We start from the raw sequence: 12,979 nt of genomic DNA on the forward strand, positions 1-12,979 counted from the left end.
ATTAAAACTTCGGGAAAGATGACTCGTAGTAACTTATGTAGGTTGCGATTGGAAGGCATTGGGCAGATAATTTTAATTTGAACGCAAAGATAGTTTACTTGCGCGTATTAACATAACATACCCACAGGGGTTTCGGACTGACCCAGTATAAGTCATTAAAATCTATTTCGTAGGATGAAAATATTCGTCTCGTGACCCGAATTTTTGCACATCATGAGACGAAAAAAACGTCCCCTGAGATGAATTTGGTAATCTCAGGGGACGAATATAAAAGCTTATCTCTCTTTAGCACTTAATGTTCAGTTCATCCAGAATCTTTCGCATGGCCTCGAAAGTTGTAATTCTGGTAGGCACGAGCGGGAGGCGGAGTTTGTTTTCAATCATTCCCATAACGTTAAGCATCGCCTTTACACCTGCCGGATTGCCATCTACAAAAAGCAGCTTGAATAATTCGGCAAATTTATGGTGAATGGTCAATGCATTTGCATAGTCTCCTCGTAAAGCCAGACGTACCATGCGACTAAATTCGCGCGGAAAGGCGTTTCCTATGACTGATATGATACCAACTGCTCCCAAGGTAATCAAAGGGAAGGTGATGCCATCATCACCTGAAATAACGTCAAAATTGGCGGGTTTGTTTTTTATGATATCATCCATTTGGGTAATATCTCCGGAAGCCTCCTTGATAGCAATTACATTCTTGAAATCACGGGCAATGCGTAACGTAGTTTCCGCTTTCATATTGACTCCGGTACGCCCCGGAACATTATAGAGTACTATAGGAAGCTCTGTAGCTTCAGAAATGGCTTTATAATGCTGATAAATGCCCTCTTGGGATGGTTTATTATAATATGGAACAACGGATAGAATGGCATCTACACCGGTGAAATCGTCGTTTTTAAGACTTTCTACGATGGCACGGGTATTATTTCCTCCAACTCCAAGTAGAATAGGTATCCGACCATTCACGCGTTCGATGACCATTTTCTTGATTTTCTTTTTTTCTTCTTCCGTCAGTGTCGGAGTTTCTGCCGTGGTACCCAACACACATAAAAAATCAGTATTGTTTTGAAGCTGATAGTCCACCAAACGTATCAATGCATCGTAATCAACGCTTTCATCCTCTTTAAAAGGAGTAATCAGCGCTACCCCCATTCCTTTCAATTTAGCCTGTATCATGAGTGAAATTTAAGTAATCTCTAATTAAATGACTCGCAAAAGTACGAATATTTTCGATTTCTACAGCAAATATTATCTATAAAAAAGATTTCACTGGAAAAATGTTACGAAATGAGTGCTAAAAATTCATCTTCGCTCATAATCTGTACACCTAGCTTTTGGGCTTTTTCCAGTTTGGCCGGACCCATATTTTCTCCTGCCAGTATAAAGCTGGTTTTAGCGGAGATACTGCCTACATTTTTCCCGCCGTTTTTTTCTATCAGATCTTTATACTCATCTCTGGAATGATGTGTGAATACGCCACTGATGACAATGGATTGTCCCGCAAGCTTGTCGGTGTAGCCACTTAAGTCTTCTTCTTTCCGGTTAAACTGCAATCCTGAGGCTTTCAGACGTTCTATCAGTTCTTTGTTCAAAGGGTTAGAGAAGTAAGCGAGAATGCTTTGCGCTATTTTTTCACCGATTTCATCGATATTTATCAGTCTTTCAATATCTGCATTTTCCAATTCCTCTATGTCAGTGAAGGATTTGGCAATCTTCTTTGCCACAGTTTCACCAACGAAGCGAATGCCCAGTGCAAACAATACGCGCTCAAAAGGAACTTCTTTACTTTGGGCAATGCCGTTTACTATGTTCTCGGCTGATTTATCTCCCATACGCTCCAGGTTTTTGATGTCGTCGGAGGTTAGCTTATACAGGTCAGCAGTATCTTTAATTAGTCCTAAACGGAAGAACATATCCACGGTTTCCGGCCCCAATCCGTCTATATTCATAGCCTTTCGGCTGATGAAATGCTCGATTTTTCCTTTTATTTGGGGGGGGCAGGCTGTTTCGTTCGGGCAATAGTGCGCTGCTTCTCCTTCATAGCGTATTAATTTGCTACCACATTCGGGACAATGTGTGATGAATTTCACCTTTTCTCCGATCATCATGCCTCGAGCATCTTTATCTACTCCGGTAATTTTAGGTATGATTTCGCCACCTTTCTCTACATAAACCATATCTCCGACGTGTAAGTCAAGTCCTTCGATGATATCGGCATTGTGCAAAGACGCTCGTTTTACGATTGTACCGGATAATTGCACTGGGTCCAGATTGGCAACCGGGGTGACAGCTCCGGTTCGTCCTACTTGATAAGTTACTTTGTTTAAACGGGTTAATGCCCGTTCAGCCTGAAACTTGTAAGCAATGGCCCAACGGGGAGATTTTGCGGTGAAACCGAGGTTTTTTTGCTGTTTCAGACTATTGACTTTCAAAACAATACCATCCGTGGCAACAGGCAGATTCTTGCGTTCGGTATCCCAATAATGGATATAGTCAAACACGTCCTGCAGACTATGGCACTTTTTCATATGGTCTGATATCTTAAAACCCCACTGTGCGGCTTTCTGTAAGTTTTCATAATGTCCGTCACAAGGTAATTCTTCACCTAATAGATAATAAAGATATGCATCCAGTTTGCGGGAAGCTACGATGGCAGAATTTTGTAATTTCAGAGTTCCCGAAGCCGCATTGCGTGGATTGGCGAACAGGGGCTCTTCGCGGGCTTCTTTTTCGCGGTTCAATTCTTCAAAAACGACCCATGGCATTAATATTTCGCCTCTTATTTCGAACAACTCAGGATAGTCTCCATGCAATACAAGGGGAATTGTGCGGATTGTCTTAACATTATCTGTCACGTCATCGCCTTTTTCGCCATCCCCACGGGTTACGGCGCGTATTAGTTTTCCGTTCTCATAGGTCAGCGAGATTGAAGTACCATCATATTTCAGTTCGGCGCAAATTTCAAAATCCTCATTCAGTGCCTTTTGTACGCGATCATAGAAGTCTGATACCTCACCTTCAGAGTAGGTATTGCCTAATGAAAGCATCGGATATTTGTGCGCCACTTGCGTGAAATTCTTGTTCAAATCACTTCCTACACGCATTGTCGGCGAATTATCATCTTGATATTCAGGGTGCTCTCGCTCTAGGTCCTGCAATTCCCGCATCATATCGTCAAACTCCTTGTCAGAGATTTCCGGAGTGTTCAATACGTAATAATTATAGTTATGCCGATGTAGTTCGGCACGGAGCTGATCTATCTTTTCTTTTGTAGTCATAGCTATTTCAGATTGTTTGAACGCAAAAATACAGGTTTCTCCTCTAATATTTGTACTTTTGCAGAAAATTAAAATTAATATGCGCATTGATATTATAACAGTTTTACCGGAGATGATTGAAGGCTTTTTCAATTGCTCCATTATGAAACGTGCTCAAAATAAAGGGCTTGCAGAAATACATATTCATAATCTGCGTGATTATACTGAAGATAAATATCGTCGGGTGGATGATTATCCTTTTGGTGGTTTTGCCGGAATGGTGATGAAAATAGAGCCGATAGAACGCTGTATCAACGCTCTGAAAGCAGAACGGGACTATGATGAAGTTATTTTCACCACCCCTGACGGCGAGCAATTCAATCAGCCGATGGCGAATACGCTTTCTCTTACCCGGAATCTTATTATCCTCTGCGGACACTTCAAAGGAATCGATTATCGTATTCGCGAGCATCTTATTACTAAAGAAATCAGTATTGGAGACTACGTGCTGACCGGTGGAGAACTGGCGGCGGCAGTGATGGCGGATGCTATTGTCCGCATTATCCCCGGTGTGATCTCTGATGAACAATCGGCCTTGTCCGATTCATTCCAGGACAATCTGCTGGCAGCTCCGGTTTATACACGGCCTGCCGACTATAACGGTTGGAAAGTTCCGGAAATTTTATTGTCCGGTCATGAGGCAAAGATTAAGGAATGGGAGTTGCAGCAGTCTTTGGAACGGACGCGTAGACTTCGTCCGGATTTACTTGGCGATGAATAAGACAGCTGTATAAAAACAGAAAAAGGACATTCTTTTCGAATGTCCTTTTTTATGTAAAATGAATGCGAACGGTATTCTCTTGTTATTAGTTATACCTCAAGCGCGCCAATAATTTCTTTCACAGATTTATATCCGTGTCTATCGAGATAGTCATTGATGCCTTCCACTACTTTAATCGTAACTGTAGGATCAATGAAATTTGCCGTACCGATTTGGATGGCTGAAGCTCCGGCAAGCATAAATTCCACAGCATCTTTCCAGTTCATGATACCTCCTAAACCTATGACTGGAATTTTTACCGCCTTAGCGACTTGCCATACCATACGGAGAGCAATCGGTTTAACAGCTGCCCCCGACATACCACCTGTTATGGTAGATAGCACCGGACGCTTGCGCTCCGCATCAATAGCCATTCCTAGTAGTGTATTAATTAATGATACGCTATCTGCACCGCCATTTTCTGCTGCGCGAGCAATTTCCGTTATGTCCGTAACGTTAGGAGACAGCTTTACGATAAGTGTCTTTTTGTAAACAGCGCGCACGGCTTTCACTACTTCTTCGGCACCTTTTGCCGTGACACCAAAAGCCATTCCACCTTGCTTCACATTGGGGCAAGAAATATTCAATTCTATGGCAGGAATTTTGTCAAGTGCATTGATGACTTCTGCTGTTTTCACATAATCTTCTATCGCAGACCCCGAAACATTTACAATCATATTGGTTTCAATGTCTTTGATGCGCGGATAGATATGTTCAACAAAGTAATCTATACCCTTATTTTGCAGTCCCACAGCGTTTAACATGCCTGCCGGCGTTTCTGCCATACGCGGATACGGATTACCTTCACGTTTGTGAAGAGTAGTTCCCTTTACAATTATACCACCTATTCGCGCAATATCAATGAAATCGGCAAACTCTTCACCATATCCAAATGTACCGGAGGCTGTCATTACCGGATTCTTCATTTGTAATTCGCCTATGTTTACACTTAAATCTGCCATAATAGTTTGTTTATATTAAAAACCGGACCTTCTTTACATACACACAAATGTCCTTCCGTTGTGTTTTCCACACAACAAAGGCAGGCACCTATACCACATGCCATCGTATTTTCCAATGATACTTCGCAGGCTATCTCTTTACTTTTGGCATATTTGGCAACAGCCATCATCATAGGCTTGGGACCACAAGTGTAGATTTGTTCGAACTGCACCTTGTTTAATATGGAATGTTGCGTTACGTATCCTTTTTCTCCATGACTGCCGTCCTCGGTAGTTGTATATACATCACCATAAGCTGCAAATTGCTCTAATTGCAGCAAATCCTTATCACTTCTTGCTCCCAGAAGGAATGTAGGTCTGCTACCATTCTTAGCCAATTGCTCGCCTAAGTAGAGCATAGGAGCTGTACCGACACCTCCGCCTACTAATAAGAGCTTATCGGAGGGCTTTTCGGGCATTGTGAAGCTATTTCCCAAGGGAAGCATTACGTTGATCGTCTCTCCGGATTTTGCTTCGCCTAATCGCCTGGTTCCATCACCAATCAACTGGATAAGGAACCAAACTTCATTGCGTTGTCTGTCCACATAATTAATGGAAATAGGGCGGCGCAGGAAAGTAGTTGGAGAACCATCCACGCGAATTTCCGCAAATTGCCCCGGAAGCATTTCCGGAAGCGGAGACGGAGCCGTCAGTTTCAACAGCACATAGTTGGTGTGCAGTCGGACGTTCTCAGTCACAGTTAAATCTAAAATATATTTTTTCATATCCTATATAAGAGGTGAATTTTGTCTTCAGCGTACAAAGATACGGGAAATTGTGCAGAATGTCGTTTTTACCTCTTATTTTTCGGGTTTGAATGTTTCGTATGTATTATCGTCGAAGAAAATTCTTATTTCGGTAATTTTTCTAAGAGGTCTTTCTTTGTATATAATCTCCTGTTTTACAATCTCTTTAGGTGCGTTGAACGGTGTTTCTGATGCGATTTCCTTGCGATTTTCTGCATGACCCGTAACTTCGGACGGATTTTCTGCATTCTCAGCGAATAATGGATAGTCAAATCCGCTTTCGATAGAAGAGTCGGACGTATTACTCATTTCGCCTTCTCCGGTTAGTAACCATTCAAGGTTGATGTCATTATACCTTTGATGCAAACGAAGAATAACTTCCGTACTTGGATACTTATTGCGGGGGCCTAAGATATGTGAGATAGTAGCTTGAGCTACTCCAATACTTTCGGCGAATGCACCTGCGGTTAATCTTTCCCGCTCCATGATCATTTTGAACCTATCTTTTATGCTCATACTGTTACGATATAGGTGTAAGTTTACAATTGTATTTACCTTCTTTGGATTTACAAAAGTAAAAAAAGGAAGTTACAAAAGCAAATTAATATTGTGAATTATGCGATATTACAATGTTGATTGTAGTATTTCATTTGTTATTGATACAATTGTGAATCCCCTATTTCTCCCACATTATAAACTCTTATTTACACTTTAACAAAACATTATATATCTTTGGTTATTAGTGCTATATGTTTATGATTATACCTCATTTTTCATCTATTTACAATTGTTTTTATATCTAACTCTTAATATTTTAATTATTAGATGATATAATCATTGTAATAATATTGGTAATCAGTGTTTTATGTGGATTATTATATCTCGTTAACTCCTACCCTATTAATCTTGTTATTTAGTTATTACTTTATTAAAATCACATCTATTACAATTGTGTATTGCAAATGTGTATTACGAATGTTATCAATAAAATTGCGATTAGTATTGTTGTAATATAAGTGATATTACAATCTTAATATTTCATAGTTAAGAAAGCAACTATTCTTAGTTATATTATGATTCTATACTGATGGGAATCTGATTATTATTGGAAAGAATTTGTTACACTGAAATTAAAAAAGTTCAATTACCCCTTTCTATAACTTTCATAATTGGAAATCCTTGCTTTCTTTCCGTATAAATGCCTATGGATTTGGAAATTTTGAATTCTCAGAAGGCTATTTTCTATCTATTTTATTGTTTTACAGTTAATTATCCATTATCTTTTAGTTTGAGTTTTACTCTGTTATAGAAAAATAATCCCATTCTTATCGAAGAATATCATAATGATAGTGAAAATGGTATTTTCTTCTCTATAATTACAGGATATGTTAATAATCAAAATTTTCCAAAATGCTTCATGGAAGGCTATATTCTACTTGGTCTTTTGATTACCTTCTATAATCTTATTCTCTTCCTTTTAAGAATAAGTCTGTCATTTTCCTATAAAATTTACTTGGATTAAAATGAAGATTGATAATGTATTCTTTGAAAACAGATGGTCTGTTGGTAGTTGATAGATGGTCTGTTTAGCCCAAATAGACCATCTGTTTTAGAGAAGTTGTACTGGTTTTGTTGTAGAAATTAATGCAGGATTTTGAATACTAACTCACGGAGAATATCCCCATCGCTCAAAGAAGGATTACCTACTCCTTTGGATTTTGCATCAGCATATCGTATCTCGCCAATAATCTGCATCGTCTTTACTCCATTGTATCGACGCATGGCGGCGAGATAATCTTTCGCCTGCCAAGGTGTTCTTAATCCCAGCATATTGGCTATGCCTTGCTCTGACTTTTCCGGGGCATAATACGCCAACATCAAGTTTGAGAAGAATCCGAAAAGTAAAGATAAAGTCATCTGAATTGGATTCGTTTTCGGATTTTCCTCAAAATATTTTATTATTTTGTTAGCCTTCAGGACATCTTTTTCGACGATAGCACTGCGTAGTTCAAAGTTATTATAGTCCTTGCTGATACCGATATTCTTCTCTATTTGCTCGGGAGTGATGCGTGTATGACCTTTTGGAAGTGTGATAATCAGTTTTTCCAGCTCTCCGGTGAGGCGGCTGAGGTCGGCTCCGACAAAGTCTGCCAGCATGGCAGTGGCTTTAGGTTCCATGTCGACGCCTTTGCGCTTCATGTAAGAGGTGATGAATGCCGGCAGTTGGGCATCCTTCACCTTTTTAGATTCAAACAGGACACCGGTCTTTTCGATTTCGGCAGCGAGCTTCTTTCTCCGATCCAGTACGCCATGTTTGTGGCATATTACCAATATGGTGGAGAGCAAAGGCTTTTGGAGGTAGTAAGAGAGCTCTTCCATATTGCGGATATTCTGCGCTTCCTTCACTACTACCACTTGGTGTTCGGACATCATCGGATAACGCTTGGCGGCGTTGATGACGGTGGCTATATCCACGTCTGCACCGTAAACAACGGTCAGGTTGAATTCTTTTTCCGTTTCGGTCAGGATGTTGTCTGTAATATAGTCGGCAATGAGATCGATGTAATAAGGTTCCTCGCCCATGAGATAATACACAGGGCGGTATTGCTTTGCTCTCAGTTCCTTTAAAATGTCGTCACACGTGATTTCCTGCTTTGCCATATCTTATTTTACCAGTCGAATTTCAGATGTTTTACGGTTTTCTTCTCATCAATAATCATACGCAGGGAAGCAATGCCTATTTCAACATGTTCCGTCACGTAGTTTTGAGTAACCATATTGTCGCTTTTATCGGTTTTCACTCCTTCGGGTATCATAGGTTGGTCGGAAACCAAGAGAATGGCACCGGTCGGGATGTGGTTGGCAAAACCGCAACTGAACAAGGTTGCAGTTTCCATATCGACGGCCATAGCGCGGGTTTTCTTCAGATATTCCTTAAACTCTTCGTCATGTTCCCAAATGCGACGGTTGGTGGTGTACACAGTACCTGTCCAGTAGTCGCGGGCATGGTCGCGGATGGACGAAGAAACAGCACGCTGCAACATAAATGCCGGTAGTGCCGGTACTTCGGGCGGGAAGTAGTCGTTAGAGGTTCCCTCACCGCGGATGGCGGCAATAGGAAGGATAAGATCCCCTATCCGGTTTTTTTTGTCGATGCCACCGCACTTGCCCAAAAACAGGCAGGCTTTAGGCTGAATGGCACTTAGCAAATCCATGATAATGGCAGCGTTAGGGCTTCCCATCCCAAAGTTGATGATGGTCATACCCTCTGCCGAAGCAGACGTCATATTAGCGTCCTTGCCAAGAACGGGCACATTGAATTTCTCTGCGAAAATATCTACATACTTGTTGAAGTTAGTCAGCAGAATATACTCTCCAAAGTCCTCAAGTCTACGTTTTGTGTAGCGGGGCAACCAGTTAGCTACGATTTCTTGCTTTGTTTTCATAAGATTTCATTAAATTTGTTCCCAAATACTTTAGGGAGCGATTATTTAACTCACAAAAGTACAATAAAAAAGTAGAATCATGAAATTAAAACAGGATGAAACAACATTTATTACTATTGCTATTTTGTTTGTTAAGTAGTGTTGCGTGGACACAGGAACAAGCACAGCCGCAGAATAATGATAGTCTCCGTTGGGAAGTTGCTGCCAAGGAATTGCAAGCGGGACATTATGAGAAAGCGTGCAGTCTTTATATGGATGTAAACAGCCATACGATAGCTACTTATCAGGACATCAATTCCCGCAAAGTCGAAGATTTGCGAAATAAATACTCCATAGACGAAGTACAGTTGCAGAGAAATCTTCAGCAGAGCCGTTTGCTGCGTCTGATGTGGATTGCCGGAATCGTTCTTGTAACCGTATTTATAGGCTGCGTTTTCCATATAAGGAAACAGAACAGGCTTTTGGCGCGTTCGCGTGAAGAAATGAACCGTGCGAAGGCTTTGGCTGAAGAGTCCATTCGGAACAAAAGCCTGTTCCTGTCCAATATGAGCCATGAAATTAAAACACCGTTGAATGCTCTTTCCGGGTTTGCGGAAGTGCTGACGATGCCCGGTATTGATGAAGGGACGCGTGAGCAGTGCAATGATATTATCCAGTTAAATTCGGAATTACTGTTGAAGTTGATTAATGATGTGATAGATATTTCATGCCTGGATGTGGCGAATATGAAGTTTTGCATTAAAAGTTGTGATGTCGTGGCTCTTGGCCGGAATGTAGTGAAGACCTTGAGCACCATCAAACAGACCGATGCTGAAATGGTGTTTGAGACTGGACTGACTTCATTGGAGCTGGCGACCGATGCGGAACGTCTGCAACAGTTATTGATTAATCTGCTGGTGAATGCCACCAAATTCACGAAGGAAGGCAGTATCACATTGAAACTGGAACAGACAGAAGATGGTAAGGCGCAGTTTTCGGTGACTGATACCGGTTGCGGCATTCCTTTGGAAAAACAGGCACATATCTTCGGACGTTTTGAAAAGCTGGATGAAAAAGCACAGGGAACAGGGCTTGGCTTGTCTATCTGCCAGTTGATAATCAAACGTTTGAATGGAGATATTTGGGTAGATTCAAGCTATACCAAAGGTTCCCGGTTTGTATTTGTACACCCCATAACACAGGAGGCGCGGTCATGAAAACGATAGGACTTATCATACTTTGCCTGCTGATACTGGTGTTGATGTTAAAAGCGGAAGATACGCTGTCCGCTCAGGAAAAGCTGAAACCGGAACAACTCCTCTCCGTCCGGGATAGACAGTTGCGTGACAGTATTTTCTTTATCTATCATTCCATGTCGGGAGATACCGCAAGACGCGTGAAATTCATGCGTGATATGTTGCAGAAGAATATTGGTGAGAAATGGTCGGTAGAGTTGCTCGATTCGGCCTTGGTTTTGACTGGTGACAGTCAGTACAGAGAAGAGGAAGTCAGCATTCGTTATGATTACTACCGTCATTATAAGTACCAGGCCGATACGGCACAGATGAACAAAGCATTCAAGACCTTGCGAACTGTCAGCCGGAAATATAAGATTTATGATCTTTATTTCACGGCGTGGGGAGATATTCTCCAATTCAGCACGGTGCGTGGGGATACGGAATATGTTCTTCTGGAAGCAGAACGTATGGAAGAAGAGGCCCGGAAACTGAATAATGTAACGGGTGTCTACTGTTCTATGCTGACTACTGCCAGAGCCTTGAGAGCCTCTAAACAAGAGGATGAAGCAGTTAAGAGATACCGGGAAGCGTTGGAAATCCCCTACCTGCCTGAAGTGGATAAGGCAACGGTCTATAACGAAGTAGCCACCATTTACCAGCTGAGAGGAGAATATGACAAGATGCTTTCCGAGCTGAATATGGAGCGTAGCATGATGGAACAAGTATTGAAAGAGTCGCCTGAAAAGGCGGATAGTTACAGAGACAAAATGCTGGATATGGAGCTGTCGTACTGTGCCGCCTATCTGGATAATGCCGATCTTGACAACTTGTTGAAGCATCTGCAACAAGCCCGGAAGTATTATTCGTCCAATACATTGTTCTCTTATAAGATAAAATATCGCATCATGTGGGGTGGATATTACTGTCTGAATGGAGATTGGGACAAGAGCTTCAACGAATATGATGCTGCCTTGGCCTCATTCGACGGTACGCAGCCATTGTATAAAATGACGGTTTACATCATCAAAGGAAGCGCTCTCCAAATTGCAGGACGTTATAAGGAAGCTGCTGAGAATTACCGTCGCGGGGCAATCGAAATGGACTCCCTGAATCAAGATGTGCTGCGTCTGCACGAAGAAGCACACCAGGCTAACTACATCATCCGCCAGGCTTTGCTGGAGCAGGCAGCCGCAGAGAGACATTATAATCTGCTGTTGGTGGGGTTGATTGTGCTGGTGATAATCCTTTTGGTGGCATTGTTGGTTCGCGCGCTGCACGTAAACCGGGTGCTGCTCAATTCGGAGCAAGAGACGCGTGAGGCATTGGAGACAGTGGAAGCTGCTAATAAAATGAAAGAGGTTTTCTTGCGCAATATCACCTATCAGATACGCGAACCGCTGAATATGGTGGTCGGTTTCTCTGAGGTGCTTTCTACCGAGAAGGGACTGTCGCAGGAACAGATGCAGGAATATGCGTCTTTAGTGAAAAAGAGTGCCGGACAGTTATCTCAACTGATATTTGACGTGCTGGACCTCTCCCGCCTTGAATCCGGTATGATGAAATTTAGTGTTGCGGAGTGCGACGTAGTGCAGTTATGCCGCGATGCCAAAATGATGGTGGAGATGCAGGAAGGGAATGCGGTGCACTTACAGTTCAATACAGAACTGGAAGCACTAATGATACGAGCGGATAGCGGACGTTTTATGAAGTTGCTGTCATCTGTGCTTTCCGCTCCTGAGGGGTATCAGGGAATAGCCTGGGTGGATTATACTTTAATCCGTGAAGGTGAAGCCATGAAACTTGTCGTACATGGCAGCCCGTTGCTGAAAGTAACGGAAGAAAAACAACTCTGTCATCAGATACAGCACGATATCAACCGGCTTTATTTGGAAACTTTCAAGGGAAGTTATCAGATCGGGACGGAGAAAGAGAAAAAAACGATTGTAATCACTTATCCTATATAATTATGTTGTCATTAAATTTACCTGTATTCGATGCTAAGGTGGTGAACAGAGAAGGGAAGCCTGTCATTTTCGATGTGATACGGCGCCGTTATGTGGCGCTTACGCCTGAAGAATGGGTACGCCAGCATTTTGTACATTTCCTCTTGAATCATAAAGGATACCCGCAGGCATTGATGGCAAATGAAGTGCAGGTGCAGCTGAATGGTACTAAAAAACGCTGTGACACTGTGCTTTACCGTCGTGACCTGACTGCGCGGATGATTGTGGAGTACAAAGCTCCGGATATAGAAATCACCCAGGCGGTATTCAATCAGATTACGCGCTACAATATGGTGTTGAAAGTAGATTATCTGGTTGTGAGCAATGGGCTTCAACATTATTGTTGTCGCATGGATTACGAAAAAAACAGTTATACTTTCCTACCTGATATACCTGATTATCAATCACTATAAGGCTAACGTTGTCATGACTGAAAAATGGCTACACCCTTTGCCCGGTATGGTGTAGCCATGTACCCAAAAGGGT

Annotated in this window: 11 protein-coding genes; 4 read left to right on the forward strand and 7 right to left on the reverse strand. The window is 42.0% G+C overall.

Annotated elements, in window-relative coordinates; genetic code table 11:
* Nucleotides 1–285: 285 nt before the first annotated feature.
* Together dapA and ligA are read right to left on the reverse strand one after the other, a co-directional pair.
* Entirely contained in the window at nucleotides 286–1,179 is an 894-nt protein-coding gene (gene dapA, locus BUC01_RS11010) for a 4-hydroxy-tetrahydrodipicolinate synthase (RefSeq protein WP_073313741.1), read from the reverse strand.
* Between the two features lie 104 nt (nucleotides 1,180–1,283).
* A complete protein-coding gene (gene ligA / locus BUC01_RS11015) occupies nucleotides 1,284–3,281 on the reverse strand; it encodes an NAD-dependent DNA ligase LigA (RefSeq protein WP_025835730.1) in 1,998 nt (665 codons plus the stop codon).
* A gap of 79 nt (nucleotides 3,282–3,360) precedes the next feature.
* Between ligA and trmD the strand changes: the two genes are divergently transcribed.
* Nucleotides 3,361–4,041 (forward strand): tRNA (guanosine(37)-N1)-methyltransferase TrmD, encoded by a 681-nt coding sequence (gene trmD / locus BUC01_RS11020; RefSeq protein WP_025835732.1) that lies wholly within the window; start codon nucleotides 3,361–3,363, stop codon nucleotides 4,039–4,041.
* A gap of 89 nt (nucleotides 4,042–4,130) precedes the next feature.
* On the opposite strand, the gene BUC01_RS11025 is transcribed toward trmD, so the two are convergent.
* The 5 genes from BUC01_RS11025 to BUC01_RS11045 all read right to left on the reverse strand — a co-directional run bounded on the left by BUC01_RS11025 (nucleotide 4,131) and on the right by BUC01_RS11045 (nucleotide 9,273).
* Entirely contained in the window at nucleotides 4,131–5,042 is a 912-nt protein-coding gene (locus BUC01_RS11025; protein WP_025835733.1) for a dihydroorotate dehydrogenase, read from the reverse strand.
* On the reverse strand, nucleotides 5,030–5,806 hold the full coding sequence (locus tag BUC01_RS11030) for a dihydroorotate dehydrogenase electron transfer subunit (RefSeq protein WP_073313743.1): 777 nt from the start codon (nucleotides 5,804–5,806) through the stop codon (nucleotides 5,030–5,032). Before BUC01_RS11030 ends, BUC01_RS11025 begins: the two co-directional genes overlap by 13 nt.
* 75 nt (nucleotides 5,807–5,881) lie before the next feature.
* Nucleotides 5,882–6,343, reverse strand: coding sequence for a helix-turn-helix domain-containing protein (locus BUC01_RS11035; protein ID WP_025835736.1), 462 nt, complete (start codon nucleotides 6,341–6,343; stop codon nucleotides 5,882–5,884).
* A gap of 1,125 nt (nucleotides 6,344–7,468) precedes the next feature.
* The gene (gene holA, locus BUC01_RS11040; protein WP_073313745.1) at nucleotides 7,469–8,488 is read right to left on the reverse strand and encodes a DNA polymerase III subunit delta; all 1,020 of its coding nucleotides are present in this window, start codon (nucleotides 8,486–8,488) and stop codon (nucleotides 7,469–7,471) included.
* Between the two features lie 8 nt (nucleotides 8,489–8,496).
* On the reverse strand, nucleotides 8,497–9,273 hold the full coding sequence (locus tag BUC01_RS11045; RefSeq protein ID WP_025835738.1) for an AMP nucleosidase: 777 nt from the start codon (nucleotides 9,271–9,273) through the stop codon (nucleotides 8,497–8,499).
* A gap of 95 nt (nucleotides 9,274–9,368) precedes the next feature.
* Here BUC01_RS11045 and BUC01_RS11050 point away from each other — a divergent pair, with 95 nt between their 5' ends.
* From BUC01_RS11050 to BUC01_RS11060, 3 genes are read left to right on the forward strand one after another with little or no spacing between them, the layout of a single operon-like run.
* The gene (locus BUC01_RS11050) at nucleotides 9,369–10,469 is read left to right on the forward strand and encodes a sensor histidine kinase (RefSeq protein WP_025835740.1); all 1,101 of its coding nucleotides are present in this window, start codon (nucleotides 9,369–9,371) and stop codon (nucleotides 10,467–10,469) included.
* On the forward strand, nucleotides 10,466–12,454 hold the full coding sequence (locus BUC01_RS11055) for a tetratricopeptide repeat-containing sensor histidine kinase (protein WP_073313747.1): 1,989 nt from the start codon (nucleotides 10,466–10,468) through the stop codon (nucleotides 12,452–12,454). Before BUC01_RS11050 ends, BUC01_RS11055 begins: the two co-directional genes overlap by 4 nt.
* 2 nt (nucleotides 12,455–12,456) lie before the next feature.
* Entirely contained in the window at nucleotides 12,457–12,906 is a 450-nt protein-coding gene (locus BUC01_RS11060; protein ID WP_025833872.1) for a type I restriction enzyme HsdR N-terminal domain-containing protein, read from the forward strand.
* Nucleotides 12,907–12,979 lie beyond the last annotated feature (73 nt).

This window comes from Bacteroides stercorirosoris, from assembly GCF_900142015.1.
GTDB lineage: Bacteria > Bacteroidota > Bacteroidia > Bacteroidales > Bacteroidaceae > Bacteroides > Bacteroides stercorirosoris.

What these genes read in the sequence shown, in the direction of transcription:
- dapA (WP_073313741.1), bottom strand. Translation starts at nt 1,179, where the DNA reads ATGATACAGGCTAAATTGAAAGGAATGGGGGTAGCGCTGATTACTCCT.
- ligA (WP_025835730.1), bottom strand. Translation starts at nt 3,281, where the DNA reads ATGACTACAAAAGAAAAGATAGATCAGCTCCGTGCCGAACTACATCGG.
- trmD (WP_025835732.1), top strand. Translation starts at nt 3,361, where the DNA reads ATGCGCATTGATATTATAACAGTTTTACCGGAGATGATTGAAGGCTTT.
- BUC01_RS11025 (WP_025835733.1), bottom strand. Translation starts at nt 5,042, where the DNA reads ATGGCAGATTTAAGTGTAAACATAGGCGAATTACAAATGAAGAATCCG.
- BUC01_RS11030 (WP_073313743.1), bottom strand. Translation starts at nt 5,806, where the DNA reads ATGAAAAAATATATTTTAGATTTAACTGTGACTGAGAACGTCCGACTG.
- BUC01_RS11035 (WP_025835736.1), bottom strand. Translation starts at nt 6,343, where the DNA reads ATGAGCATAAAAGATAGGTTCAAAATGATCATGGAGCGGGAAAGATTA.
- holA (WP_073313745.1), bottom strand. Translation starts at nt 8,488, where the DNA reads ATGGCAAAGCAGGAAATCACGTGTGACGACATTTTAAAGGAACTGAGA.
- BUC01_RS11045 (WP_025835738.1), bottom strand. Translation starts at nt 9,273, where the DNA reads ATGAAAACAAAGCAAGAAATCGTAGCTAACTGGTTGCCCCGCTACACA.
- BUC01_RS11050 (WP_025835740.1), top strand. Translation starts at nt 9,369, where the DNA reads ATGAAACAACATTTATTACTATTGCTATTTTGTTTGTTAAGTAGTGTT.
- BUC01_RS11055 (WP_073313747.1), top strand. Translation starts at nt 10,466, where the DNA reads ATGAAAACGATAGGACTTATCATACTTTGCCTGCTGATACTGGTGTTG.
- BUC01_RS11060 (WP_025833872.1), top strand. Translation starts at nt 12,457, where the DNA reads ATGTTGTCATTAAATTTACCTGTATTCGATGCTAAGGTGGTGAACAGA.